Here is a 24,638-nt window from a genome sequence, read left to right on the forward strand (position 1 = left end):
TGGCGGAAGGACCCGACGCCTTTGGCGTGGGAAACGACATGGCGGGCCGACACGCCAAGCCATGCAAAGACCGACTAGCAAAAATGCGCTGATTCCTCCGCAAGCCCCCCTTCAAACCGCTTGGAGCCGTCGATATAAGGCGCCACGCCCCACCCGGGATGCATCGCTTCGGGGCTCCATTGGTTTCTTGCAGGCAAAGGCGCACCGCACATGGCAGTGTCCGATCTTTTTGGGCTTTTCTCGTCCGACATGGCGATCGATCTGGGGACCGCGAACACGCTGGTCTACGTCAAGGGGCGCGGCGTGATCCTGAGCGAGCCTTCGGTGGTCGCCTACCACGTCAAGGACGGGCAGAAGAAAGTTCTGGCCGTGGGCGAGGACGCCAAGCTGATGCTCGGGCGCACGCCCGGCTCGATCGAGGCGATCCGCCCAATGCGCGAGGGCGTGATCGCAGATTTCGATGTGGCCGAAGAGATGATCAAGCACTTCATCCGCAAGGTGCACAAGCGCTCGACCTTTTCGAAGCCGAAGATCATCGTCTGTGTGCCGCATGGCGCAACGCCCGTGGAAAAGCGCGCGATCCGTCAGTCGGTGCTGAGCGCCGGAGCGCGCCGCGCGGGTCTGATTGCAGAGCCAATTGCCGCCGCCATCGGGGCGGGCATGCCGATCACCGATCCCACCGGCAACATGGTTGTCGACATCGGCGGGGGGACCACCGAGGTGGCCGTCCTGTCGCTGGGTGACATCGTCTATGCGCGCTCGGTGCGCGTCGGGGGCGACCGGATGGACGAGGCCATCATCTCCTACCTGCGGCGCCAGCAAAACCTGCTCGTGGGCGAGAGCACGGCGGAGCGGATCAAGACCTCCATCGGCACGGCGCGGATGCCCGACGACGGGCGCGGCGCGTCGATGCAGATCCGCGGGCGCGACCTTTTGAACGGCGTGCCGAAGGAGACCGACATCACGCAGGCGCAAGTGGCCGAGGCGTTGAGCGAGCCGGTGCAGGCGATCTGCGAGGCGGTGATGACCGCGCTAGAAGCGACCCCGCCGGATCTGGCTGCCGACATCGTCGACCGTGGCGTCATGCTGACGGGTGGCGGCGCGCTGCTCGGAGATCTCGATCTCGCGCTGCGCGAACAAACGGGGCTTGCGGTGTCGATCGCCGACGAGTCGCTGAATTGTGTCGCCATGGGCACCGGCAAGGCGCTAGAATACGAAAAGCAACTCCGTCACGCCATCGACTACGACTCGTAAATACGGCCTGGGTAGAGGGATGCCATGGCTCGGGAGAGGACCAGCGCAGAGGACTACACCACCCCGCTGAAACGTCTTTTGACGGGGGTTGTGGTGCTGTGCCTGCTGGGTCTGTTCCTCGTGTGGCGGATCGACAGCCCGCGCGTCGAGCGGTTCCGCGCCGCGGTGATCGACAGCGTCATGCCGGGGTTCGAATGGGCGATGGTGCCGGTCAACGCCGGGCTAAGCCTCGTCAGCGACGTGCAATCCTACCAGCGCCTGACCGAGCAGAACCGCGAGCTGCGCCGCGAGCTGCAGCAGATGAAGGCGTGGAAGGAAGCCGCCCTCCAGCTGGAGCAGGAGAACGCGCGGCTCCTCGATCTCAACAACGTGCGGCTCGACCCGCGGCTGACTTTCGTGACGGGTGTGGTGCTGGCTGACAGCGGCTCGCCGTTCCGGCAGACAGTGCTGGTCAACGTGGGCGCGCGCGACGGCATCGTCGACGGATGGGCGGCGATGGACGGGCTCGGCCTCGTCGGGCGCATCTCGGGCGTCGGTGCCTCGACATCCCGGGTGATCCTCTTGACCGACGGGGCGAGCCGGGTGCCGGCGACGCTGCCCGCCTCGGGGCAAAAGGCGCTGGTGATCGGCGACAACCAGGTCGCGCCGCCCTTGGATTTTGTCGAGAACCCCTCAGAAGTGCGCCCCGGTGACCGTGTGGTGACTTCGGGCGAGGGCGGGGTCTTCCCGCCCGGGCTGCTGCTGGGCGAGGTGGTGATCGACCCCGGCGGGCGTATGCGCGTGCGGCTGGCGGCGGACTACGAGCAGCTCGAATTCCTGCGCATCCTGCGCGATCACGCGCGGCGCGAGCGCCCGGCTGCCGCCGCGCTCTTGCCTCCCGCAATACCTCCGAGCCCGGCAGAGGAAGCGGCGGACGTGACCGATCTGGCGGAGGGCAGTGATGGCTGAGCGCGCGGACCTGTCGCATGTCTGGACGATGCGGGCGACGTTTGTCGCGCTCTGCTTTGGCGTGCTGGTGGTCTATCTTTTGCCGACGGACGCGCTGGGGAGCCGGTGGCCCGCGCCCGATCTCATGCTCGCCCTGACCTTTGTCTGGGCGCTGCGGCGTCCGCGCTATGTGCCGATCCTGCTGATCGCACTCGTCTTCTTGCTGGCGGACCTCCTCTTCCAACGCCCGCCGGGGCTTTTGGCGGGGCTCGTGGTGATGGCGACCGAGTGGCTCAAGGGGCGCGCGCGCACGATGCGGGACGGGGGCTGGGTCACCGAATTGGCAACCGCCGTGGGCGCGCTTGTCGCGGTGACCCTCGCCTACCGGCTGATCCTGATTGCGCTCTTTGTGCCGGTCCCGCCGTTGGCGCTGACGCTGATCGAGCTGATTTTTACCGCCGCCGCCATCCCGGTGCTGATGGTGCTCTCGCGGCTTGCCTTCGGCCTGCGCCGCACGGCGCCCGGCGAGGTCGATACGCTGGGGCACAGGCTGTGAGGCGCTCACCCCGCGATACCGCGCTCTCAGCGCGCAAAATCTCGCGCCGCGGGCTGCTTCTGGGCGGCGCGCAGCTGGCGTTCATGGGTGTGCTCGGCGCGCGGATGCAGCACCTGCAGGTGGAGGAGGCCGACGCCTTCCGCCTGCTCGCCGACGAGAACCGCATCAACATCCGCCTGATCCCGCCCGCGCGCGGGCAGATCTTTGACCGCAACGGTGTGGTGATCGCCGACAACGTGCCGTCCTACCGGATCGTGATGGTGCGCGAGGACGTGCCGGACGTGGACATGGTGCTCGACCGTCTGGCGCAGATCGTGCACCTGAGCGACGACGACCGGGCGAAGGCGGTGAAGGCGTCTCGCGCGACGCCGCTCTTGCCGGTCACCATCGTGGACCGCGTGACCTGGCAGGACGTCAGCCGCGTGGAAGTGAACGCCCCCGCCCTGCCCGGCATTTCCGCCGAGGTCGGTCTTAGCCGCATCTACCCGCTCGGCTCGGAGTTCGCACATGTGGCGGGCTATGTCGGGCCAGTATCAGAGCGCGATCTGTCCCGGTACGAAGACCCGCCCCCGGTCCTGCGCATCCCGCGTTTCCAGATCGGAAAGGTCGGCGTCGAGGCGCGGCAAGAGAGCCTTTTGCGCGGCACCGCCGGCTCCAAACGGGTGGAGGTCAACAATACCGGCCGCGTCATGCGGGAGCTTGGCCGGACCGAGGGACAAGCCGGATCGGACCTGCAGCTGACGGTCGACCACGATCTGCAAGCCTACGTGCAGGCGCGGCTTGGCGACGAGAGCGCCAGCGCCGTCGTCGTGGATTGCGAGACCGGGGACCTTCTCGCCATCGCCTCGTCGCCGTCCTACGATCCGAACCTCTTCGTGCGCGGCATCTCGGTCGCCGACTACGCGGGCCTTCGGGACAACGACCACCGCCCGCTGGCGTCGAAGACGGTGCAGGACACCTACCCGCCCGGCTCGACGTTCAAGATGGTTACGCTGCTTGCGGCGCTCGATGCGGGCATCGTCGGGCCAAACGACACGTTCAAATGCAACGGCCATCTCGAGGTCTCGGGCCGCAAGTTCCATTGCTGGAAGGGCGCGGGCCACGGCAATGTCGACCTTGAAAAGTCGATGTCCGAGAGCTGTGACGTCTACTACTACGAGCTCGCCCTGCAGACCGGGATCGAGCGCATCTCGGCCATGGCCAAGAAGCTGGGCCTCGGCGACAAGCTGGGCGTGCCGATGTCGGCGGAATCCACCGGCGTTGCGCCCACACGGGACTGGAAACGCGCGCGGTTTGGCAACGACTGGGTGATCGGCGACAGCGTGAACGCCTCCATCGGGCAGGGCTTTGTCGCCACGACGCCTCTGCAGCTGGCGGTGATGACGGCGCGCATCGCGACCGGGCGGTCCGTGACGCCGCGCCTCGTCAAGACGGTCGACGGTGCCGAACAGCCGACCGGCGCGGGCGCGCCGCTCGATCTCAACGAGAACCACCTGCGCATGGTGCGCAAATCGATGTACGCCGTCTCCAACGACCGCCGCGGCACCGCCTATGGCAGCCGCATCATCGCCGACGGTATGCGCATGGCGGGCAAGACCGGCACCAGCCAGGTCCGCAACATCACGCCCGAAGAGCGCCGCCGCGGCGTCATCCGCAACGAGGACCTCCCCTGGGAGCGCCGGGACCACGCGCTCTTCGTGAACTATGCACCGTACGACAATCCCAAGATCGCCGTGGCCATCGTGGTCGAGCACGGGGGCGGCGGCTCCAAGGCGGCCGCGCCCATCGGGCGGGACATCACGCTGCAGGCGCTGTACGGCGAGGACCCGCCGCTCGACGCCTACCCGACCAAGGACCGTGAGCGCATCCGCGTGCAACAGGCCGAACTCAAGAAGCTCCGGCGCGAGCTTGGCGCCGTGGCGCTGGGGAGCCGCGCATGAGCTATCTCGAGTATTCGGTCAAATACGTCCCCTCGGGCTTTCGCAAGATCTTCTACCTCAACTGGCCGCTGGCGCTGCTCTTGGCGGCGGTGGCCTGCGTCGGGTTCCTGATGCTCTATTCGGTGGCGGGCGGCTCGTTCACGCCCTGGGCGGAGCCGCAGATGAAGCGCTTTGCCGTCGGGTTTGCCGCAATGATCGTGGTGGCGATGGTGCCGATCTACTTTTGGCGCAACATGGCCGTGCTGGCCTATATCGTGGGGCTGCTCTTGCTGATCGCAGTGGAGTTCGTCGGCAGCACCGGGGGCGGCGCGCAGCGCTGGATCGACCTCGGCTTCATGCGGCTGCAACCGTCGGAGGTGATGAAGATCGCCCTCGTCCTGATCCTCGCCGCCTATTACGACTGGCTGCCGGTGCAAAAAACCTCCCGCCCGCTTTGGGTGCTGCTGCCGGTCCTCCTGATCCTTTTGCCGACGGCGCTGGTGCTGAGCCAGCCGGACCTCGGGACCTCGATCCTGCTCCTGACGGCAGGGGCCATCGTGATGTTTCTCGCAGGCGTGCACTGGCTCTACTTCGCCACCGTGCTGGCGGGCGTCGGCGCGCTCGTGACGGCCGTCTTTCAGAGCCGTGGGACGACCTGGCAGCTCTTGCAGGATTATCAGTACCGGCGGATCGACACGTTTCTGGACCCGGCCTCGGACCCGCTTGGCGCCGGCTATCACATCACCCAGTCCAAGATCGCGCTGGGATCGGGCGGCTGGAGCGGGCGCGGCTTCATGCAGGGCACCCAGTCGCGGCTCAACTTCCTGCCGGAAAAGCACACGGACTTCATCTTTACCACGCTGGCGGAGGAGTTCGGGTTTCTCGGCGCCTTCTCCCTCTTGGTGCTCTACGCGCTGATCGTCGTCTTTTGCATCGCCTCGGCGCTCGCGAACAAGGACCGGTTCTCGTCGCTGCTGATCCTCGGCGTGGGCGTGACGTTCTTTTTGTTCTTTGCGGTGAACATGTCGATGGTGATGGGGCTGGCGCCCGTGGTGGGTGTGCCGCTGCCGCTGGTGAGTTATGGCGGTTCGGCGATGCTGATCCTGATGCTGGGCTTTGGCCTCGTGCAGTCGGCCCACGTGCACCGCCCGCGCTGAGGAGGCTTTCCCCGTGATCACGATCCAATTTGCCGCGCGCACCGCGCGATGGGCCGAGTACGAGGCGCCCTTGCGCGCCGCGCTCGAGGCCCGGGACCTCCAATACCGGATGGCGAACTATACCGACGAGGCGCAGCTGCCGCCTGCCGAAGTCGACTACATCGTCTACGCGCCCAACAGCCACCTGCAGGACTTTACGCCCTACACCCGCTGCAAGGCCGTGCTCAATATCTGGGCAGGCGTGGAGGAGGTCGTGCACAACCCGTCCCTCACTCAGCCGCTGACGCGGATGGTCGATCACGGCCTGACGCAGGGCATGGTCGAGTGGGTGGTGGGCCACACGATGCGGCACCATCTGGGGATGGACGCCGACATCACGCGGCAAGACAGCACATGGGACAGGCACGTCCCGCCGCTGGCCGAAGAGCGCCCGGTCACCATCCTCGGCCTCGGCGCGCTCGGGACGGCCTGCGGGCAGGCGCTGACGCGCCTTGGCTTTCCGGTGCGCGGGTGGAGCCGTTCGCCGAAGTCGGTCGAGGGGATCGAGACCTTCAGCGGAGACGCCGGGCTTGCCCGTGCTCTGGAGGGGGCGCAAGTGGTGATCCTCCTACTGCCGGCCACACCGGCCACGGAGAATGTGCTGAACGCCGAGACGCTGCGCCTGACAGCGCCGGGTGCTTTTGTCCTCAACCCCGGGCGCGGGCCGCTCATCGACGACGACGCGCTGCTCGCGGCGCTCGATGCCGGGCAGATCGGTCACGCGACGCTTGACGTCTTCCGCGAGGAGCCCTTGCCGTCCGAGCACCCCTTCTGGGCGCATCCCAAGGTCACGGTCACGCCGCACATCGCGTCCGAGACGCGGGCCAGCACCGCCTCCACGGTGATCGCGGAGAACATCGCGCGTGGGGAGGCAGGGCAGCCTTTCCTGCACCTCGTTGATCGTGAGGCGGGGTATTAGGGCAGGCCTCTACCTTTGCATGCCCCCTCAATTCAAAGCGCCCGCCTGACAGGCACTGTCAGGCCGCGTCATGCCGTAGGCATGCCTCCGGCATGACCCGCCCCCGTCAAACCGTAGGTTTGCCTCCGGCAAAACGGGCGGCGCGATTGCGCCACCCCGCGGGACGGCGCGTGAACTTCTGTAGTTCTAAAATCGGATCGATAGATCGCCCGATTATCGCAACTTCGGCGGCTTGGACGGATCGCTGCCCGGCGCGACGGGCGGCTTGGGCGCTTCCGGCTCAGGCAAGTCGAACCGCAGGCCAACCTCGGAGATCGGCACCAGGGCCAAGTCCGTCGGCTCGAAGAACGCCACATCAAGCGCCAGCGGAGTGGCGGAGAACGCGGCGATTTCGGACACGGCTCGGGTGATCGCGCTTTGCGCCTCGGGCGCGGCGCCGACGATGGCGAGCAGCGTGCCGTCCCGCCCGTCGGTGTAGCGCGCATCCACGAGAAACGCGCGGGTGGCGCGTCCTCCCATCGAGGCCAAACGCCGATCCAAAGCGGCCAGCACCGGCTGCGGCAAATCCTGCGGCGCCCCGAGGGCGGCGATCTGGCCCTCGCCCTCCTCCGCCTCCTGATCGAGCGTTTCGGCGAGCCAATCGACGGCATCTGCATCAAGCAGATTGGAGGACGGCGCGACCTCGGGGTTGAGCGCCAGGCCGATCCCCTGACCATAGAGCATGCCCGCCAGCACCCGCCCGGACATGGCCGCAAAGGGCGCCGGCGCGCCGGTAAAGGCGGTCAGCCGGTCCTCGGTGTCGAAAACCAGCGCGTAAGTCGCGCCGTCCTCTTCGGCCAGCATCGGCGTGATCGCGTCACCTTCGGCGGGCGCTTCGAGCAGGATAAAGAGCTCCGCGGCAGCCAGCCGGGCGAAATAGCCAAGCCGCGCCGCCTCGTCCTCCGCATCGGCCTGCATCAGCACATGCGCCTCGTCGAGCGGGGTCAGGTAGGTCTCGTCCATCGTCACGCCAGCACCTCCGTCACGCGCGCCTTGAGCGCGGGCAGGACTTCGGCGCTGAACCACGGGTTGCGGTTGATCCAGGCGGTGTTGCGCCAGCTGGGATGGGGCAGGGCAAAGGTGGCAGGCGCATGGGCGCGCCACGCGGCCACCGTGTCCGTCACGCCGGACTTGACGCCCAGATGCCACTTTTGCGCGTAGCCGCCGACGAGGATCGTGAGCCTGATGCCGTTGAGCGACGCCATCACGCGCGCCCGCCAGGTGCGCGCGCAGATCGGCGGCGGCGGCAGGTCGCTGCCCTTGGCATCGTAGCCCGGAAAGCAGAACGCCATCGGCACCAGCGCGATGCGATTGGTGTCGTAGAAGGTCGCCTCGTCCAATCCCAGCCAGTCGCGCAGGCGGTCGCCCGACGGGTCGGTGAAGGGCTTCCCAGAGGCATGCACCCGTGCGCCGGGCGCCTGGCCTGCGATCAGGACGCGCGCCGATGCGGAGACCCACGTCACCGGGCGCGGCGTGTGCGCGGTGGCCGTCGCCGCGAACCGGTCGGCACAGAGCCGGCAAGAGGAGATGTCCGAGATAAGCGCGTCCATAGCGCCGCCTACCGCGAGACCGGGGCCTCTGCAATGCTGCGGCACTACACCCGTTGTTAGGTGACAGTAAGTCTTGCACAAACCGGAAGACCGTGGGTGAGGCCGGAAGAGGGCGGATAAAGCCAATAAAATCAGGCTTGTGGGGCGTGCTCGGGCCGGCGGAAAGGCGATGAACACTTGTTTTGCACAAAGCACGAAAACGGGCAGATCTGGACCGATTTGTGCAAGACCTTTGTCACAGAACGCCGATGAGCCGGCAAGCAGCTAAGCCCTTTTCAAACCACGTTTAATCCGGCTGCAACGTGCCTCGGGCGGCTGAAAATGCGGGCCCAAACGGATTTCTAAGTCGGAACTGGAGTTCCGACTTCCTAAGCGAGGACCGAAAACCGGAAAAAATCGTTTCCGGGCAATAGGTAACGGGATTGAAGCTGAAGGTTTCGACGTCGCGAACATGCAATCAAGTCGGAACTGATTTTGCTTATGCGACGGGCGTAAGGGCCCAAATTGCCTGCCCTTGAACCATGTACGCGGCCAGCTGGCGCCCCGTGACGATGTCAGGATCGCGATCCCTCTCGTTGCGCATCACGAAGAGAGTGTCTTCGTTCGGCTTGAGGAGCATCCTGATCTGGATGCGCCCCTCGATCCGAACGGCAAATGTGTCGAGCGTCGAGGTCGGGCGCTTGCCCTTGTCGATCAGATAGACCGTGCCATCGGGCCAGCGTGGCGCCTGGTCACGGCCAACCTGCTCGAAGAAGGCCAGGTCGTGGATCTTGGCGTCAAGCCGCTCCAGCCATTGCCGGCGCATCGCGATCGGAGGCTGCTCTTGCCGGGCACTTTCCGGCGACAGCCACGGGATGCGCAGGAAGTCCTCTGACGATGCTTTCGAAGGCTCCTTCGAAGCGGGGCTCGCAAAGATCACGTCGGGAGACGCGGGATCATCGGTTGAAAAGCGGCCGTAGCGCATCTCGAGGCCGAGGTATTCGAAGAGGGCGGCAAGAGCATCGAAGGCTGGCATTCGACCGTCCTTGATGTTCCTGATCAAACCATCGTGGCCGACCACGTCCATGCTCGCGCGTCGTGCGGATATGCCTTTCTCGTTAAGAGCAGACAGTACCAGCTCTTTGATCTCCGCTCTAGCGGTTTCGGAACGATCTCGGCTCAACAACACACGAAGGAGTTACGCAGGAAATCCTCGCCTTGTAAGGCAATTTAATCTCACAAGACATTTTTGTATTGACGAGATAAGGCAATACTGTCTTATCGTGGGTAGAGATAACGTATTAAACAACTGGCGAGAGAGCGATGAGAGCCGTCTTCACCCCGACCCCAGGTCAACATCTGTATAATGCGCTGCTTGCTGGGTTCCGTTCTCGCAACACCACGCTTCAAGCCTGGTGCAACGAGAACGGCATCACTCAGAATGAGGCGCGCTCTTGCGCATACGGATTGCATGGCGGGGTAAAGGGTCGAGCCTTGCGCGACCGATTGGTTGAGGCCGCCGGTGAGAAGGTCGTCCGGGTGGCATACGAAACCGCCATTGAAGCCGAGATCGACCGGCTCGCGTCATGAGCGCCCGAGCTCAAAGCATTGCTGATCAGCCTATCGAGCATCTGAGCGATCCTCAAAAAGCTGCGATGGCCGCACAGCTGATCAACTTGATCGAAGACCCAAGCTGTCAGCAAAGCCTCCGGCGACTGGCCCAAACCGCGACGCAGATCGCGGACGAACTTGAACGCACATCCTTCCTGAGAGAGCAGTCATGGAACCCTACAACGCACGCGGCGAAGTAGATCGCCCAACCTTTCCTTGCACCCTGAGCATTCGGAAAATCGGCAGCCTGTACGCGGTCTATGACCAAACGGGCAGTCGGCTCTCCCAGGTGAAACGTCGCCTCAGTGACGCCAAGAAGGACCTCGCTCTTCTGGAAAGCATGGTGACCGCCATGCGGCGCGCGGCCTCGCAGAAGGCAGCCTGATGCACGCCGCCGGCATGCACTCTCCGCGCCTGCGCCGCGTGCTCAAGGTCCTCAAGGACGGAAAGCCGCATAGCACCCGCGAGATCGTCCGCAAGGCTGGCGTCTGCGCGGTCAACGCCGTGGTCGCCGAGTTGCGTGCAAACGGAGCGGAGATCGCATGCTGGCAACAGCTCGTCGACGATCGGCGGGTCTGGTTCTACCGCATGACGAAGGAGCCAACGCGTGGCTGAGCTCATCCAGAAAACCACGATGCTTGATCCTGCCGAGATCAAGACTGTCTCACGGCTGAGGCCAACGAGCGCGAGCAAGGTTAAGCAGTTTGTCGAGCTCATCGCTGGACAGGGCTTCGTCCATCCCATCGTCGTGAGGAAAAAGCAAAACGCGGGATGGGTGCTGATCGATGGAGCGCACCGATTGTCCGCGGCTAGATCGCTGGGTTTGGAGGAAGTCCCAGTTCGCGCTTACCGTTGCAACGACCGGGAAGCGACAGAGATTGAGGTTGCTTCCAACCTCGCCGCAGGAATGACCGCGCTGGAACAGGCAATTTTTCTGGCGGAGGCACAAGTACTCTACGAGGAACGTCATCCAGAAGCGAAACACGGTGCAAGCAACGGAAAAAGAACGGGAATTGCAAAGAAGGCATCCATGCCTTCTTTCATTGCCAACGTCGCGAGAGAACGATCTTGCTCGCCGAGATACATCGGCAGACTAGCGCAGATCGGTCGCTCGTTTACGTCAGATCAGGTGGAAAAGCTAGCCAGTGCGAAAAAAGCACCAGGCGTTCAAGACTTACTCTCGCTCGCACAGCTCGACGAAGAGGCCAGGGCCACTGCTTGCGAAGCTTTTTCCAATGGCTCGTGCAATACCTTGCGCAAGGCCATCAACGTCCAGACAGCAAAACGCCCTGGTGCGGTGCGGCCTCCAGAGACATTGAACGCCCTGCTTTTGGCTTGGAAGCGCGCATCACAGTTAGATCGCCGGAAGTTTGTGGCAAAGCATCGCGATGCAATTCAAGCTCTTATCGATGAGCCGTCCAAATGACGGCTCTCGTGCAGAAAGAGTGGTGGTCCGTTCCCGAGATCATCGACGCGAAGCTCCCAGACTTCCCGAATACCGAACGCGGGATCTTGAAGCTGATCGAGCGATCCCGCTGGCGCAACACCGACTTCGCGCGCAAGCGGGCGGCTCGGGGCGCGGGCTGGGAGTATCACTGGACCCTCTTTCCTCAATACGCGCAAAACCACCTGATCCGCGCTGTCCACACAAAGCCGGATGCGGTTCCCCAGGAGGAAGACCGGACAGCTAAGTGGGCGGCTTACGAGCAGCTCCCCGCCAAGCACCAGGAGAAGGCGCAGTACCGCGCGGACGTCCTCGACCGGTTCCACAAACTCGTGCAAGGCGGCATGACAAAATTTGAGGCCGCGCATGAGGCAGGGAAGATGTCGAGCTGTTCTGCGCGCTCGATCTGGAACTGGCTCGATATGGTCTACGCCGTGCCGCGCGAAGACTGGCTGCCGTGCCTCGCGCCCAGCTATGCCAAGGGTGCGCGACCACGCGTAAAGACCCCGATCGACCCCGACTTTGTTGATCTCGTGAAGAGTGACTGGCTGCGGCTCGCCGGCCCGTCCTTCACCACGTCTTATGAGCGGGCCCGGCGTATCGCCGAGCACCGCGGGATCCCGACGGTGCCGGTGCATACGATGCGCCGGTGGATCAAGGCGAACGTGTCAAAAGAGACTGAAACCTTCCTGCGCAAGGGCGAGGACGCCTTGAAGCGGCTCTACCCGGCACAGACCCGCGACAAAACGGCGATGACCGCCATGGAAGGCGTGAACGGAGACTTCCACAGGTTCGACGTCTTTGTCCGGTTCCCAGGTGGACCAGGCCAGGCAGAAGAGATCGGGCGGCCGCAGATGGTGGCCTTCCAGGACATCTTCTCCGGCCGGCTGCTCAGCTGGCGCGTTGACCGGACGGCCAACAGCCATGCGGTTCAGCTTTGCCTCGGCGATCTGATCGAGGACTGGGGCATCCCGAACCACGTGCTGCTCGACAACGGCCGCGAGTTCGCGGCCAAGGCGATCACCGGCGGGACCCCCACGCGCTTCCGCTTCAAAGTTCGCGATGATGACATCCCGGGGCTGCTCACGTCGTTGGGCTGCAAAGTCCACTGGGCAACGCCGTATTCGGGGCAATCAAAGCCTATTGAACGGGCCTTTCGAGACCTGTGTGACAGCGTCGCTAAGCACCCCGCCTTTGAAGGCGCCTACACCGGCAATTCACCCACCGCCAAGCCGGAGGACTATGGCACCCGCGCGGTTCCTCTCGAACAGTTCCTCGCCGTGCTTTCAGAAGAAATTGAGCGCCACAACATGCGCCGCGACCGCCGAACGGAAACCGCCTATGGCCGCAGCTTTGCCGAGGTTTTTGACGAAAGCTATGCAAGCGCACCGATCACAAAGGCGACACCCGCGCAGCGCCGGCTATGGCTACTCGGAGCCGAGGGTGTCCGAGCACATAGCCGCACCGGACAAATCTCGTTCATGGGCAACAAATACTACGCCCCATGGATGCTGGAAATCGCAGGCGAAAAGGTTGTCGCCCGCTTTGACAGAGCCGACCTCTGGGCGGGATTGCACATCTACGATCTGACCGGAGAGTACCGGGGCCACGCGGTTTGCCAGGCCAAGGCAGGGTTCTTCGACGTGGAAGAGGGCAGAGCCCACGCCAAGGCCCGCGGCGACTGGATGAAGGCGGAGCGCGCAGCAGCCCGAGCGCATCGCAAGCTTACCGCGGCGGAGCTTGGAGAGGCGTTGGCAGAGGCTGCATTGCCGCAGGCGGAGGCCCCTGAACCCAAAGTTGTTCGCATTGCGACGACGCCACGGCCAGAGCCTAAGCCGGTGGTAGATGCCGGGATTGAGGCCAAGCAGGCCGAACTCATTGAAGATTTCGAGACGCGAAAGCTCGCTCACGTTCAGAGGCAGGACGATGAAGACGAACGCGATCTCGCACGACGGGCCTTCGACATAGAGGCCCGGTTGGAGAGAGGTGAGGAACTGACGCGCGATCAGCGCAAGTGGCTCAACTCGTTCCAGCGCACCCCCACCTACAAGGCGATGAAAGCCATGGTGGAAAGCTTCGGGGAAACCGCCCTGAGGAAATGAAAAAGCCGCCGTGGAGGTACGAGCTCCAGCGGCGGCAGAACAGTCATCTGGAGGATGGTATGACACAAGCCGAGCAGCTTTACAACAATGTCGCGCCGTTGCGGAATGTGGCGGCTCTTTGCCAACTCATCGAGCGGGTTCAGAACAGGGATTTCAGCCTTCCGGGCATGGCCTGCTTTTATGGGTTCTCGGGCTATGGCAAGACGAGTGCTGCGACCTTTGCGTCTGTCAAATACGGGTGCATCTCGGTCCAAGTCGCCGACAGCTGGTCCAGGAAGAAGCTCTGCCAGGCGATCCTTGCCGAAATGGGCATCAAGCCGCGCGGACTGGTCTATGACATGATGGATCAGATCAAGGAATGGCTGGCCATCCAAGACGTCCCGCTGTTGCTCGATGATGCCGATCTCCTGATCCGCAAAGGCATGATCGAAACCACGCGGGAGATCTACGAGGGTTCAGGCGCCTCGATCATTCTCATCGGCGAGGAGGAGCTGCCGCAGAACCTTGCACGGGTCGAGCGTATCCATGGACGCATGCTCGACTGGGTCGCGGCGCAGCCTGCGGACGCCAGCGATGTCGACCATCTGGCCGACCTTTACGCCGCCGGCGTCACGGTATCGCAGGAGTTGAAAACGAAGATCCTCGAGCAAGCCAGAGGCTCGCTCCGCAGGATCGCCGTGAACCTCGCGACGTGCAAAGAGATCGGCGCAACCAAAGGGATTGAAGCGATTGGCCTGGATGATTGGGGCAAGCGCCAGTTCTTCACCGGGAACGCACCAACGGCGCGGCGTGGTGCGGCATGAACGCTCAGCTCCGCTCAGGACATCCAAAGCACTGGCGTGCTGCCCAAGAACTCAAAGAGTTCACTGTACCGCAGCTGATCGCCCGAACCAGTGGCGCGCAAGAAACCTCAGTCCGTTCGCACATCAGAAGGTGGCTGGCACTTGGGCTCATCGAACAAGCCTCCGAAGGCGTACGTGGTGAGCCCGCTACGTTCCGCCTTACCGGCAAAACGCCTCCCATTTTGGAAGCCGATGCAAGCGATCAGTCTCCTGAACGCAATATGTGGCGCGCGATGCGCGGCCTCGCATCCTTCACGCCGTCCGACGTGTCCTGTCATGCATCGACCGAAGAATGTGAAGTCAGCAGCCATCTTGCTGAAACTTACTGCCGGGCACTCTACGGGGCTGGTTTCCTACGGATGCTCCGTGGCGGCAAGCGCGGGCTTCGAGAACCGATCTACAGGCTTCTGCCGATTAGCGGTCCTTTGCCACCGGTCATTCAACGCGTTCGTGCTGTTTGGGATCCCAACGAGAAGCGTCACATCGTACTGACGCCGCCACCGGCATGAGCGCCGTCGACAAAGCGCGGGAGGCGTGGGGCAGCGAGTTGCCCGACTGGGTCGAGGCAATGGCCGTCGCATGCGATGACAGCTCGCAGAACCAGGTGGCCAAACGCATCGGCCGCAGCTCCTCCGTCGTCAGCCACGTGTTGCGCAACGCTTACCCGGGCGACATGGCCGCGACCGAGGAGCTCGTCCGCGGCACCTTCATGTCCGGGCGCACGGACTGCCCGGCGCTCGGCAAAATTCCGAGCAACGAATGCCGCCTTTGGCGGGAGCGAGCGAAGTCCTTCTCAAGCCACAATGCGCAGCGCGTGCAGATGTTTCGCGCGTGCCGCAGGTGTCCAGTCAACCGGGGGGCAAAATGATGGCCCGAACGGATAGCAGAGACCAGGTGGTTGCGTTGGCCAAGCTCAACCTACCGCCAGCAGAGATCCACGAACGGACCGGCCTCGCGCTGGGGTCGATCTACACCATCCTTTCAAAAGCCCGCGCAAAAGGCATCGATCTGCCTTCGTTCAAGCGTGGCAGGCCGCGTGGCGAGCTCAAGGGCGGCGTGATCCTGCGCCTGCCACAGACGCTGGTCACTCAGCTCGAGCTCGCTGCCGAAGACCGTGAAACCACACCCCGCGAACTCGCAACCACCATCCTGGGCGTCGTGATCGCCGAAGGGCTGATCGACGCCGTGCTCGACGACGGAGGAACCCGATGACACAAACCCCGCTCCCGCCGCCACCAGGCTCGCCCGAAGCCGTAGCCAAAGGCTGCACCTGCCCGGTGCTCGACAACGCCCGCGGCCTTGGCTGGAAAGGCGGCGTCAAAGACCCGGAAACGGGCGAGACGCTTTACGTGATGCAAATCGATTTCCCGCTGCACGGGAGGATCGCCGCATGAAGCCGCGCCTCACCCAGCGTCAGGTCTTTGAACTGAGCGCCAGCGCCGTCGCCAAGGTCCACATGCGCGGCCGGCGCGGCGCCGAAAGTGTCACGGTCGACGAAGTCGAGGCGCTTGTGATCCTCACCGTCGACCTCGGCAAAGACGCCTTGTCCCACACCCCAGAGGAGACCACCGATGAACATGCACGTCGTGCCTGAGGGCTACATGAAGAACGCCCGCGGGGAGCTGATCCCTGAGGAGAACATCAAGCCTGCACAAAAGCTGCAGGACGAGCTGGTGCGCGGGTTGATGAAAGACGCGCGCCGCATCCACGACGAACTGCGCACCTTCAAGGCGCTCGCGCTGAGCGAAACGCTGGCACTCCGGGAGACCGTGGCACAGGACTATGACGTCAGCCTCGGCGGGCAGAAAGGCAACGTCACGCTGCGCTCGTTCGACGGCACGATGGAAGTCCAGATCGCCGTGCAAGAGCATGTGACCTTCGGGCCGGAGCTCTCCGCCGCCAAGGAGCTGATCGACAACTGTGTGACCCGCTGGTCCGAAGGCGCAAATAGCAACGTCCGCGCGCTGGTGGATCACGCCTTCCAGGTCAACAAGACCGGCAAGATCGACACCCAGCGCGTCCTGTCCCTGCGCCAGCTCAACATGGCAGGCGACCCCGAGTGGCACCGCGCAATGGACGCCATCGCCGACGCCATCATCGTGACCGGCTCCAAGACCTACATCCGCTTCTACGAGGTCGACCCGAAAACCGAGCGGAAAGTCGCCCTGTCGCTCGACATCGCGAAGGTGTGAGGTGTGCAATGAAGCTACTTCAACCTGTAGTCGTAACGGCATTGGCAGCGCTGCCAGCAGCTGGTCAACGGCAGTCGTTCCATGTTTTTCTTCGCGACGCGCTTTCCATCGCGCTTCGCCATAGCCGGGCAAGCGTCGCTGCCACAAGAAAACCGGTGGTGTCCAATACGGATGCGTTTCGCGCGGGCCAAAGCCTGATCGCTTTGCACCCATTTCCTCACGCGACCAATAACCAGCTTTGCGTAATCACGATCAATTCCTTCGGGATATTCACCGACTTTGACGTAGGCGCCAACCCAACCAGCCTTTGCCAATTCCGCGATCCGTTCGGCATCCATTCCAGTTGGCTCTGGCGCATGCGCCAGTACCTCTTTCGCGTATGGAAGCAAATCCACGGGGCCGTCTGGCGTATCAACAACAACCTTCGACGGGCTGCCACCAAAGAGAAACTTGAACATCAGCACCCCCATGCGTTCAAACCGAGTCGCCCAAGCATATCGGAACGCCTCCTTTCTCTCAAAAACACTGAACCCAGCCTTTGGGCGTTTGACGCGGGGGTGAAGACGTGACCCGCACCCTCCAAAAGCTGATCCACGTTGGATGCCGCGAGCTGGGGCTCGACAGCGATGACCGTAAGGCGATGCAGCTCGCGTTGACGGGCAAGGCCAGCATGGCCGACATGTCCGAGGCCGAGCTGACGGTGATCGTCGACAACCTCAAGGCCAAGGGGTTCAAACCCAAGGGCGGGCGCAAACCAAAGGCGCCCCGCAAGGATCTGCGGCTGGTGCATGTGCTTTGGTCGAAGCTGGGCGAGGCCGGCGTGCTCGAGCGACCCGATCGGGCCGGGCTCAATGCCTTTATCCGCAAGCGCTTCGAAAAGTCGTGGGGCTCGGTCCCGGCCGACGTCGACATGCTCCGCGACCACACCCAGATCGACGACGTGATCCAAGCGCTCAAGTCTTGGGCGACGCGCGTTGCGACTGGGTTCGATCCGAACGAGGCGCAGCGATGAAACATGCCGCAGTTCGCGTCTCAGATCACGCCGTCGTCCGGTACCTCGAACGGGTCAGAGGCGTCGACATCCGCGCGGTCCGCGCCGAGATCGCCGAGGTCGTGGCGCTGGCGGAGGAACACCCGGGAGCGAACGGCGTCCGCAGCGGAGGCCACGTCTACCGCATCAAAAACAACACGGTCGTGACGGTAGCGCCCACCTGTGAGGCGAACCTGCGCACGCACAGGGGAAGGTCGTGACCCAACTTCCTGGCACCGCTGGCATGATCGAGGCCGTGATCGGCCTTGAACGCACCGCGACCTTGCTCAAGGCGCGCGGCGGCACCGAGATCGAGATCCCTGTGCGGGTCCCGGGGAGCCTGATCGCATCGATCATCGGCGAAGAGGCTGCCACCCAGTTGCGCGACGCCTTTGGCGCCGGGCGCCTGACTCTCCCCTGTTCGCATATGCGCGGCGCCGGTGCGGTTCGGCTATCGAAGCGCAAGCATGCCGAACGCCTTTTGCGCGCCGGGAAGAGTATTCAGGAAGTTGCACTTGAAGCTGATCTGCACATTCGCACCGTGCGCAGATACAAGCTCGAGCGTGCCTTCGAGAGCCGAGAAACTGACGAACCGATGCTGCCGTTTGACAGGGACGACTGAGCTCAGGCACAGTCCAACCATCGAAGCAGCACGCCCCCGGGACCGGTGTCCCGGGGGTTTTCGTTTCCCCGACCTGCGACATTGCGAGGGCAACCGCAGAACGGGAGAGCTGCCATGGCCCGCGGGTTTTCACGACACAAATGGAAGGGCGCGAGCTACCACGCGGCGCACCACATGGGCGGGGCGATCATCCCTGAGCTGGTCGTCGTGCATGACACCGCCAGCCGGATCGAGTTTGACAATGCAGCAGCGTACCTGCGGTCGGACAATCCGCCCAGAGTGTCCGTCCACTTCGTGATCGAGCGGAATGGGGACTGCCAGCAGCAGGTCCCGGTCAACCGCCGCGCAAACCACGCGGGCCGGTCGCATTACCACGGCCGCGACTGGTGCAACGGCTTCTCGGTCGGCATCGAGCTGGTGAACCCCGGCCGCATGGAGCGCGGCCGCGAGGGCTTTGCCCTGGCCTACTGGGGCGAGCACTTCTCGATTGAGGAACACAACATCCTGTGGCGCCGCACCGAAGAACACGGTGACGGGTACTGGATGCCCTACACCGAGGCGCAGCTGGCGACCCTTGAACGGCTCCTTGAAGACCTCTTCACGAAGTACCGCGGCCTCGAAGACATCGTGCCGCATTGGTACATCTCGCCGGGCCGGAAGATCGACACCAACCCGCTCTTCCCGCTCGACGCGCTCAAGGCACGCATCCTTGGCCGTGATGAGCCCAACGCGCAGGAAATCGAGGCGACCGAGAAGATCGCCGACGGCTTTGTCGCGATCGAGGTGCCGGGAGACATCCTCAACATGCGCCGCTGGCCGAGCTTCAACCCGAACGTGATCGCGAAGATCCCCGACGGTACGGTGGTGCCGGTGCTGAACGAAGGCGAGTTCAACGGGCGCGCCTGGGTGAAGGTCGTCTATGCCGGTCAGGAGGGTTGGGTCGTGAAAGGCTACACCGCTTCGATCATCACCCGTGACGCCGTCGAAGCCATGAAGCAGGTGCTGTGATGGAGCTGAGCGGCAAATTGCGCGACGTGGTCGCGGCGGTCGCGCCGACGCTTGCCGCTGCCCTAGGTGGCCCCCTGGCCGGCGCGGCGGTGGGCAAGATCGGGCAAGTGCTGTTGAACGATGCGGGGGCATCGGTTGAGGCGATCGAAGATCTGCTGCGCCGCCCGACACCGGAAGCCCTCGCCGCCCTGCGCAAGCTCGACACCGAGTTCGACGCCGAGATGAAACGCCTCGATGTGGAGCTCGAGCGGATCGACGCCGGCGACCGAGCCAGCGCCCGGGATCGCCAGGCCAAGATGCGCGACTGGACCCCGTCGGTGCTGGGCGGGCTGATCCTGCTCGGGTTCTTCGGCGTCTTGGCGGCGCTGATGTGGCTCGATCTGCCGGCAGGTGGCGCGGACGTGGTTAAGATCATGCTGGGCGCGCTTGGCGCGATGACCACGCAGGTTGGCAACTACTTCTTCGGATCGTCGCGCGGCTCGGCCGCCAAGAACGACATCATCGCACAACTCAAGGGCGTGGCCTCACCGGAGGGACGTGAAGCACCGCGCCCAGGTACCGTCTTTTGAAGGGAGCTTTCATGCGGGACGCAGACATCCATCAACTGGCCACGACCTGGTTCCGTGCCTGGCTGGCAGTGATCCTGCTGCTGCTTTGCGCGGCGCTGATTATTGGCGGAACGATCACGCTGCTGGGGATGATCTTGTGAGCTGGGACAACGTGACTGCTGCCAGCCACGTCACCCTCGTGGTCGCACTGGTGTTCGTCGGCTTGAACCTCTACGCCGTCGGCTCGGGCAAGCCCGGGAGGCTCGGTGCAGCCCTTGCGATCGTGGCGATGCTGGTCGAGCGGTCCTACTACGTCTTTGCGCGTCTGCTCGCAGGGCATCAAATCGACCTTTGGTCCGCGCACCCTGCTCCAGCCCTTCTGTCCTTCTCGGTGGCGATCAGCGTGTTTGCGATCGTCGCCCTTCCGATGTGGGATGAGGGGGGAAAACAGCGGCGCGATGTGGTTGTCGTAGGTATCGCGATGGCGGCGCTGTGGACGCTCGTCGCGCTTCGCGCTGAGTGACGCATGTTGGAGTTGCTCAAACTCACCGAAGTGATCGTCGGTCTGGTGATCACAGGCTTCGGGCTCCTGCTATCGGGGTTCCTGTGGTGGGACAAGCGGCTGTCCGCGCGCGCCACGAGCAAGGCCAACGCCCTGCGCGGCCAGATCGAGCAGGTCGACAAACACATGATCAACCGCCTCGACAAAGTCGAGGAGCGTATGTCCAGCCTCGAAAAGGAAAGCGAGGCGACGCAACGCCGGGTGAACCGGATCGAGACCAGCATCGGCAAGCTCGCAACCAGCGAGCAGGTGAGCGAGATCAAAGCGGATGTGGCCCGGCTAGGCGAGGCATCGCGGCAGATGAGCGGCACCCTCGACACCCTTTATCAGGCTGCTATCCGGGCCGCGGAGGCACGCAAATGATCAGCGCGCCGTGGCCAGTCAAACAGGTCGAAACCGAGAAGCGCCGCCTTGAAATACTGCGCTGCCTCAACGCCGCCCCGGAGTACACGCTGCAAGCTCCGATCCTCCGCCAACATTGCGTGGCCATGGGCATCCCTTCGACCAACGACCAGGTCGCAGCTGCGCTGGAATGGCTCGAGGAGCAGGAGCTTGCCTGTACGCGCCGTACGATGGCGCGGGTCCTCGTTGCCACCCTCACCGCCCGCGGCGCCGAAGTGGCAACCGGCGCAGCAACCACCGCCGGCGTCGCCCGGCCCTTGCCATGAACGGAGACCCCCGATGAACGACAACACGGCGCATCGCCGCCTTTCGATCCTCCGCCATCTGGCCCAGTCGAGTGAGTATACCTCCAACGCCTCGATCCTGGTCGATGTGTGCCGGGGCGTCGGGATCCCGACGACGACGGATCAGATGCGCACCACGCTCGCCTGGCTGCAAGAGCAGGAGCTGATCGAATTGACCGACCACAGCCACGTGGTGATCGCCACCGCCACCGCCCGCGGCGTCGAGGTTGCGCACGGCCAGGCGGCACATCCCGGCGTCAAAAAGCCCAGCCCGCGGAGCTGAAGCGATGCCGGTGCCGCGCAAGATCGACCGCATCCCCGCCGACCTCCGGCAATGGCTGCAAGACGCCCTGCGCGAAAGTGGGTTCGGCGGCTATGTCGAGCTGACCGACGAGCTCAACGCCAAGCTCGAGGAGCGCGGCGAGGAGATACGCCTCGGCAAGTCGGCCGTGCACGCGTTCGGCCAGGACTTCGAGGCGTTCGTCAAGGCGCAGGAGCAGGCGGCGGCATGGGCGGAAAGCTGGATGGCCGACAACGGGCTCGAGGACGAGGCCAAGCGGCACAACGTGCTCTTCCAAATGGTCACAACGCTCGCCTTCAAGGTGATGAGCGCGCAGATGACCAAAGAGGGCGACGAGATCGACCCCAAGGAGTTGCACTTCATCGGGCGCATGCTCAAGGACGTGATGACCTCCTCCGGCATCCGCGAGAAGCTGCTGGCAGACGAACGCGCACAGATCGCGAAGGAGGCGCGGGAGGCGGCGGCGAGCGCGGCCGAGAACGTAGCCCGGGAGCAAGGGCTGTCAGGCGATACCGTCCAGGCCATCCGGGCCAGCATCCTCGGGGTGGCGGCATGAGCGATCCGATCCGATGCACCTTCTACGGTTTCGCCACCTACCTCGATGAGGAGCTCGGTCATCTTTGGGTGGAGCATGACGGCACGATCACCTGGGACCAGCTGCAGGCGATCAAGTCGGCGGTATGGGGTGCGGAGGCGCGCGCGATCGAGGTCTATCCGGCGGAGGGCAACGTCATCAACGCCGCCAATATCCGCCACCTCTGGCGGCTCGGCCCGATGGATTTTGCTCCCGATCTCGTCGGTGAAGACGGGTTTGAAGACAGCCTTCAAACCCGGTTTGCAGATGCCTGGGCGGAGGCGCGGCGATGAGCGCGAGCCCTGCACAGGTCGCCAACGACATGGCTGCGCATGCGACATACTGGGATCGGCGCGATCGAGAAGTTGCGCGACTGTGCAGGGATGTTGCGCATGTGATCCGGTTGCGGCTAGCTGGAGGATCGATAGACGGCAGGACATGGGCCGGCCTTCACCGCAGGTTGAGCCAAAGGCTCGACTGGGGGTCGAGGCTGCAGGGCAAACCCAACTTCCGACGCGCACTGGCAACGGTTGAAGAGCTGGGGCCATACGCAAGAGGCAGGGCATGACCCAAACGCTCACCTCCCCCCCGCGTGACCTGCCACGAGTCGAATGGTCGGGGCACCAAAGGTGCTACATGCAAGACCGCTGGTTTGCCACGGTGGGTGGTGAGCGTTTCGCGCTCGAAACCTACCATAGGGGTTTCCATGTAGGACGCACGTCCCTGTCCCGCTTGCCTGACTGGCAGCGCCTCGGCGTGTTCAATTCCAGGGATCAAGCGATTTCCTGGGCGCCCAAGTGCATCTGGTATTTTCTATATGGTTGAGGCGCGTTCACCAGAGATCCCCGAGCAGCTGAGCGGCGCAGAGCTCCCGGCGGTCCTTCTGCCCTACCAGGCCAGTCTGCTCGAAACGACGGCAATCTCCCCCTTCACGGTCTGCGAGAAGTCGCGGCGGATCGGGATGACCTGGGGCGTGGGCGCGGACGCGGTGCTGACGTCCGGCGCGTCCCGCCAAGCCGGCGGGATGGACACGCTCTACATCGGGTTCAACCTCGATATGGCGCGCGAGTTCATCGACGTCTGCGCGATGTGGGCCAAGGCGTTCATGTCGGCGGCGGGCGCGGTCGAGGAGTTCATCTTCAAGGACCAGACCGAGGACGGCGCCGAGAAGGACATCAACGCCTTCCGCATCAGCTTTGCCAGTGGGTACGAGATCGTCGCCCTGACATCGAAACCACGGTCGCTGCGCGGCCGTCAGGGCTACGTGATCTTTGACGAGGCAGCGTTCCACGACGAGCTCGACGAGATGCTCAAGGCGGCGATGGCGCTCCTGATGTGGGGCGGCAAGGTGCTGGTGATCTCCACCCACGACGGTGTGGACAATGCCTTCAACCGGCTGATCCTCGACATCCGCGCCGGCAAGCGCGACGGGAAGATCCTCAAGGTCACTTTCGACGACGCGATCGCAGACGGCCTGTACGAGCGCATCGCGATGGTGACCGGCAAGCCCGACACCGCCGAAGCCAAGGCGCAGTGGATCGCGGACATCTTCGGGTTCTACGGAGACGCGGCCGACGAGGAACTGCACTGCATCCCGCGCGCAGGCTCGGGCGCTTACCTGTCGGCCGCGGCCGTCGAAGCGTGCATGTCGGACACCCATCACGTCGCGCGCCTGACCTGCCCGGATGGGTTCGAGCTTCGCCCGATCGACGAGCGGCGGGCCTTTGTCGCGCGGTTCCTCGAGGAGGAGGTCGCGCCGCATCTCGGGCGGCTCGACCCCGATCGGCTGACCGGGCTCGGTGAGGACTTTGGCCGATCATCGGACTTGACCGTCCTCGCGATCGGACAGGAGCGGAAGGACCTGAGCGTCGTCGTGCCGCTGATCATCGAGCTCAAGAACATGCCGATCGAACAGCAGTTCCAGGTGATCGACTTCGTGGTGCGAGGCTGCAAGCGCTTCCTCGGTGCGAAGTTCGACGCCACCGGCAACGGCCTCGGGCTGGCGGAGCGGGCGCAGGAGGCGTTCGGATATGACCGGATCGAGGCGGTGAAGCTCAGCCAGTCCTACTATCTCGAGCATGCGCCGCTGCTCAAACGGCACTTCGAGAACCAGTCGATCGAGCTGCCGCGCGACGCCGACATCCGCGACGACATGCGGGTGGTCAAGCTCGTGCGCGGCATCCCGTCGATCCCAGACGCGCGGCACAAAGGGCGGCACGGCGACGCCTTTGTCGCGCTCATGCTGATGATCGCCGCGCTCAAGACCGACTATCAACCCTACGCCTACCGCCCGGTGAAGAAGGGCGGGGACACCCTAGCGCGCCCCGTGCGGACGACCGCCGGGTTCGCGGCCAGAGAAGGAATTTGGTGATGATCGACTGGCTTTGGCTGATCCCCGCCGTCGCGTTTGGCTATGTGATCGGTGCAGCGGCTTCCAGGCGCTTTGGTGCAGGCGTGTCGCTCGGCATTATCGGGACTATCCTTGCGTGGATCGGCTTGAGCTGATGGCCGGCTGCATCGTCCAGGTCTGGTTCAAACCCGAGCGCGGGATCGACGATCGGTCGACCAAATTCCAGATCATCGAAACCGAGTTCGACGATTTCGCGAGCTTTTGCGAGGCCGTCGCCGACGACGTGTTCATCGGCGGAGCAGTCCTTTGGACGACGCGCCTGTCCGATGGGACAAACGAGGTCCGCAATCGACAACCCTGCGCGTTTTTCGGCAGCAGCGTCGCGCGCTGCGCCCTGCCGCGCTGGACCTTTGTGGAAGGAAAGTAG

Annotated in this window: 37 protein-coding genes; 32 read left to right on the top strand and 5 right to left on the bottom strand. The window is 64.1% G+C overall.

All coding sequences use genetic code 11. The features are described from left to right. Positions 1–210: 210 nt before the first annotated feature. The 6 genes from ACU0B3_RS04390 to ACU0B3_RS04415 are packed head-to-tail and all read left to right on the top strand — an operon-like array spanning position 211 to position 6,771. Positions 211–1,254 carry a rod shape-determining protein gene (locus tag ACU0B3_RS04390; protein WP_446259607.1) on the top strand — a complete coding sequence of 348 codons (1,044 nt, stop codon included), beginning with the start codon at positions 211–213 and terminating at the stop codon, positions 1,252–1,254. A 24-nt stretch (positions 1,255–1,278) separates the two neighbouring features. Beyond that, positions 1,279–2,202: a rod shape-determining protein MreC gene (gene mreC / locus ACU0B3_RS04395; protein WP_446259608.1), complete on the top strand. Its 924-nt coding sequence runs from the start codon at positions 1,279–1,281 to the stop codon at positions 2,200–2,202. Continuing rightward, positions 2,195–2,737: a rod shape-determining protein MreD gene (locus ACU0B3_RS04400; protein WP_446259609.1), complete on the top strand. Its 543-nt coding sequence runs from the start codon at positions 2,195–2,197 to the stop codon at positions 2,735–2,737. The genes mreC and ACU0B3_RS04400 overlap by 8 nt, the downstream gene beginning before the upstream one ends. After that, the gene (mrdA, locus tag ACU0B3_RS04405; protein WP_446259610.1) at positions 2,734–4,677 is read left to right on the top strand and encodes a penicillin-binding protein 2; all 1,944 of its coding nucleotides are present in this window, start codon (positions 2,734–2,736) and stop codon (positions 4,675–4,677) included. The genes ACU0B3_RS04400 and mrdA overlap by 4 nt, the downstream gene beginning before the upstream one ends. After that, positions 4,674–5,813 carry a rod shape-determining protein RodA gene (rodA, locus tag ACU0B3_RS04410; protein ID WP_446259611.1) on the top strand — a complete coding sequence of 380 codons (1,140 nt, stop codon included), beginning with the start codon at positions 4,674–4,676 and terminating at the stop codon, positions 5,811–5,813. The genes mrdA and rodA overlap by 4 nt, the downstream gene beginning before the upstream one ends. Before the next feature lie 13 nt (positions 5,814–5,826). Next, positions 5,827–6,771, top strand: coding sequence for a 2-hydroxyacid dehydrogenase (locus tag ACU0B3_RS04415; RefSeq protein WP_446259612.1), 945 nt, complete (start codon positions 5,827–5,829; stop codon positions 6,769–6,771). Positions 6,772–6,984: 213 nt separating this feature from the next. Here ACU0B3_RS04415 and ACU0B3_RS04420 read toward each other — a convergent pair whose 3' ends face one another. From ACU0B3_RS04420 to ACU0B3_RS04430, 3 genes are all read right to left on the bottom strand, one after another. After that, positions 6,985–7,773 (bottom strand): SseB family protein, encoded by a 789-nt coding sequence (locus ACU0B3_RS04420; protein WP_446260199.1) that lies wholly within the window; start codon positions 7,771–7,773, stop codon positions 6,985–6,987. Positions 7,774–7,775: 2 nt separating this feature from the next. Beyond that, complete coding sequence (locus ACU0B3_RS04425) at positions 7,776–8,360, bottom strand: uracil-DNA glycosylase family protein (RefSeq protein ID WP_446259613.1); 585 nt, start codon at positions 8,358–8,360, stop codon at positions 7,776–7,778. A 478-nt stretch (positions 8,361–8,838) separates the two neighbouring features. Continuing rightward, positions 8,839–9,426, bottom strand: coding sequence for a hypothetical protein (locus ACU0B3_RS04430; protein ID WP_446259614.1), 588 nt, complete (start codon positions 9,424–9,426; stop codon positions 8,839–8,841). Positions 9,427–9,662: 236 nt separating this feature from the next. On the opposite strand from ACU0B3_RS04430, the gene ACU0B3_RS04435 reads away from it, so the two are divergent. The 12 genes from ACU0B3_RS04435 to ACU0B3_RS04490 all read left to right on the top strand — a co-directional run bounded on the left by ACU0B3_RS04435 (position 9,663) and on the right by ACU0B3_RS04490 (position 16,530). After that, positions 9,663–9,929 (top strand): hypothetical protein, encoded by a 267-nt coding sequence (locus ACU0B3_RS04435; RefSeq protein ID WP_446259615.1) that lies wholly within the window; start codon positions 9,663–9,665, stop codon positions 9,927–9,929. Positions 9,930–10,119: 190 nt separating this feature from the next. Then, a complete protein-coding gene (locus tag ACU0B3_RS04440; RefSeq protein ID WP_446259616.1) occupies positions 10,120–10,335 on the top strand; it encodes a hypothetical protein in 216 nt (71 codons plus the stop codon). Continuing rightward, complete coding sequence (locus tag ACU0B3_RS04445; protein ID WP_446259617.1) at positions 10,335–10,565, top strand: hypothetical protein; 231 nt, start codon at positions 10,335–10,337, stop codon at positions 10,563–10,565. Before ACU0B3_RS04440 ends, ACU0B3_RS04445 begins: the two co-directional genes overlap by 1 nt. After that, positions 10,558–11,376, top strand: a complete 819-nt coding sequence (locus ACU0B3_RS04450; RefSeq protein WP_446259618.1) for a ParB/RepB/Spo0J family partition protein — start codon at positions 10,558–10,560, stop codon at positions 11,374–11,376. The genes ACU0B3_RS04445 and ACU0B3_RS04450 overlap by 8 nt, the downstream gene beginning before the upstream one ends. Beyond that, entirely contained in the window at positions 11,373–13,496 is a 2,124-nt protein-coding gene (locus ACU0B3_RS04455) for a transposase domain-containing protein (protein ID WP_446259619.1), read from the top strand. The genes ACU0B3_RS04450 and ACU0B3_RS04455 overlap by 4 nt, the downstream gene beginning before the upstream one ends. A gap of 59 nt (positions 13,497–13,555) precedes the next feature. Next, positions 13,556–14,299 carry an AAA family ATPase gene (locus tag ACU0B3_RS04460; RefSeq protein ID WP_446259620.1) on the top strand — a complete coding sequence of 248 codons (744 nt, stop codon included), beginning with the start codon at positions 13,556–13,558 and terminating at the stop codon, positions 14,297–14,299. Beyond that, positions 14,296–14,847, top strand: coding sequence for a hypothetical protein (locus ACU0B3_RS04465; protein WP_446259621.1), 552 nt, complete (start codon positions 14,296–14,298; stop codon positions 14,845–14,847). Before ACU0B3_RS04460 ends, ACU0B3_RS04465 begins: the two co-directional genes overlap by 4 nt. Next, positions 14,844–15,206, top strand: coding sequence for a hypothetical protein (locus ACU0B3_RS04470; protein WP_446259622.1), 363 nt, complete (start codon positions 14,844–14,846; stop codon positions 15,204–15,206). Before ACU0B3_RS04465 ends, ACU0B3_RS04470 begins: the two co-directional genes overlap by 4 nt. A gap of 35 nt (positions 15,207–15,241) precedes the next feature. After that, positions 15,242–15,550, top strand: a complete 309-nt coding sequence (locus ACU0B3_RS04475; RefSeq protein WP_446259623.1) for a hypothetical protein — start codon at positions 15,242–15,244, stop codon at positions 15,548–15,550. Next, on the top strand, positions 15,547–15,732 hold the full coding sequence (locus ACU0B3_RS04480; RefSeq protein WP_446259624.1) for a hypothetical protein: 186 nt from the start codon (positions 15,547–15,549) through the stop codon (positions 15,730–15,732). Before ACU0B3_RS04475 ends, ACU0B3_RS04480 begins: the two co-directional genes overlap by 4 nt. Then, entirely contained in the window at positions 15,729–15,932 is a 204-nt protein-coding gene (locus tag ACU0B3_RS04485) for a hypothetical protein (RefSeq protein ID WP_446259625.1), read from the top strand. The genes ACU0B3_RS04480 and ACU0B3_RS04485 overlap by 4 nt, the downstream gene beginning before the upstream one ends. After that, entirely contained in the window at positions 15,910–16,530 is a 621-nt protein-coding gene (locus ACU0B3_RS04490; RefSeq protein WP_446259626.1) for a DUF3164 family protein, read from the top strand. Before ACU0B3_RS04485 ends, ACU0B3_RS04490 begins: the two co-directional genes overlap by 23 nt. A gap of 14 nt (positions 16,531–16,544) precedes the next feature. On the opposite strand, the gene ACU0B3_RS04495 is transcribed toward ACU0B3_RS04490, so the two are convergent. After that, positions 16,545–17,000: a hypothetical protein gene (locus ACU0B3_RS04495; protein WP_446259627.1), complete on the bottom strand. Its 456-nt coding sequence runs from the start codon at positions 16,998–17,000 to the stop codon at positions 16,545–16,547. Positions 17,001–17,095: 95 nt separating this feature from the next. Here ACU0B3_RS04495 and ACU0B3_RS04500 point away from each other — a divergent pair, with 95 nt between their 5' ends. Beyond that, positions 17,096–17,542, top strand: coding sequence for a gp16 family protein (locus tag ACU0B3_RS04500; protein WP_446259628.1), 447 nt, complete (start codon positions 17,096–17,098; stop codon positions 17,540–17,542). A 20-nt stretch (positions 17,543–17,562) separates the two neighbouring features. On the opposite strand, the gene ACU0B3_RS04505 is transcribed toward ACU0B3_RS04500, so the two are convergent. Then, a complete protein-coding gene (locus ACU0B3_RS04505) occupies positions 17,563–17,697 on the bottom strand; it encodes a hypothetical protein (RefSeq protein ID WP_446259629.1) in 135 nt (44 codons plus the stop codon). Positions 17,698–17,804: 107 nt separating this feature from the next. Here ACU0B3_RS04505 and ACU0B3_RS04510 point away from each other — a divergent pair, with 107 nt between their 5' ends. The 13 genes from ACU0B3_RS04510 (at position 17,805) to ACU0B3_RS04570 (ending at position 24,638) form a co-directional block, all read left to right on the top strand. Beyond that, on the top strand, positions 17,805–18,182 hold the full coding sequence (locus ACU0B3_RS04510) for a hypothetical protein (protein WP_446259630.1): 378 nt from the start codon (positions 17,805–17,807) through the stop codon (positions 18,180–18,182). A 114-nt stretch (positions 18,183–18,296) separates the two neighbouring features. Then, positions 18,297–19,190 (top strand): N-acetylmuramoyl-L-alanine amidase, encoded by an 894-nt coding sequence (locus ACU0B3_RS04515; protein WP_446259631.1) that lies wholly within the window; start codon positions 18,297–18,299, stop codon positions 19,188–19,190. Beyond that, positions 19,190–19,759: a hypothetical protein gene (locus ACU0B3_RS04520; RefSeq protein WP_446259632.1), complete on the top strand. Its 570-nt coding sequence runs from the start codon at positions 19,190–19,192 to the stop codon at positions 19,757–19,759. The genes ACU0B3_RS04515 and ACU0B3_RS04520 overlap by 1 nt, the downstream gene beginning before the upstream one ends. 11 nt (positions 19,760–19,770) lie before the next feature. Beyond that, entirely contained in the window at positions 19,771–19,899 is a 129-nt protein-coding gene (locus tag ACU0B3_RS04525; RefSeq protein WP_446259633.1) for a hypothetical protein, read from the top strand. Next, positions 19,896–20,261 carry a hypothetical protein gene (locus tag ACU0B3_RS04530; protein ID WP_446259634.1) on the top strand — a complete coding sequence of 122 codons (366 nt, stop codon included), beginning with the start codon at positions 19,896–19,898 and terminating at the stop codon, positions 20,259–20,261. The genes ACU0B3_RS04525 and ACU0B3_RS04530 overlap by 4 nt, the downstream gene beginning before the upstream one ends. A gap of 3 nt (positions 20,262–20,264) precedes the next feature. Beyond that, the gene (locus ACU0B3_RS04535) at positions 20,265–20,663 is read left to right on the top strand and encodes a hypothetical protein (RefSeq protein WP_446259635.1); all 399 of its coding nucleotides are present in this window, start codon (positions 20,265–20,267) and stop codon (positions 20,661–20,663) included. Next, complete coding sequence (locus tag ACU0B3_RS04540; RefSeq protein WP_446259636.1) at positions 20,660–20,968, top strand: VpaChn25_0724 family phage protein; 309 nt, start codon at positions 20,660–20,662, stop codon at positions 20,966–20,968. Before ACU0B3_RS04535 ends, ACU0B3_RS04540 begins: the two co-directional genes overlap by 4 nt. A 13-nt stretch (positions 20,969–20,981) precedes the next feature. Further along, positions 20,982–21,269, top strand: a complete 288-nt coding sequence (locus ACU0B3_RS04545) for a VpaChn25_0724 family phage protein (protein WP_446259637.1) — start codon at positions 20,982–20,984, stop codon at positions 21,267–21,269. A 4-nt stretch (positions 21,270–21,273) separates the two neighbouring features. Further along, complete coding sequence (locus ACU0B3_RS04550) at positions 21,274–21,843, top strand: phage protein Gp27 family protein (protein ID WP_446259638.1); 570 nt, start codon at positions 21,274–21,276, stop codon at positions 21,841–21,843. Beyond that, positions 21,840–22,154, top strand: coding sequence for a DUF7694 domain-containing protein (locus tag ACU0B3_RS04555; RefSeq protein WP_446259639.1), 315 nt, complete (start codon positions 21,840–21,842; stop codon positions 22,152–22,154). Before ACU0B3_RS04550 ends, ACU0B3_RS04555 begins: the two co-directional genes overlap by 4 nt. A 524-nt stretch (positions 22,155–22,678) precedes the next feature. After that, positions 22,679–24,232, top strand: a complete 1,554-nt coding sequence (locus tag ACU0B3_RS04560; RefSeq protein ID WP_446259640.1) for a hypothetical protein — start codon at positions 22,679–22,681, stop codon at positions 24,230–24,232. Continuing rightward, positions 24,232–24,366 carry a hypothetical protein gene (locus ACU0B3_RS04565; protein ID WP_446259641.1) on the top strand — a complete coding sequence of 45 codons (135 nt, stop codon included), beginning with the start codon at positions 24,232–24,234 and terminating at the stop codon, positions 24,364–24,366. The genes ACU0B3_RS04560 and ACU0B3_RS04565 overlap by 1 nt, the downstream gene beginning before the upstream one ends. After that, complete coding sequence (locus ACU0B3_RS04570; protein ID WP_446259642.1) at positions 24,348–24,638, top strand: hypothetical protein; 291 nt, start codon at positions 24,348–24,350, stop codon at positions 24,636–24,638. The genes ACU0B3_RS04565 and ACU0B3_RS04570 overlap by 19 nt, the downstream gene beginning before the upstream one ends.

Source organism: Pseudaestuariivita sp., from assembly GCF_052825805.1.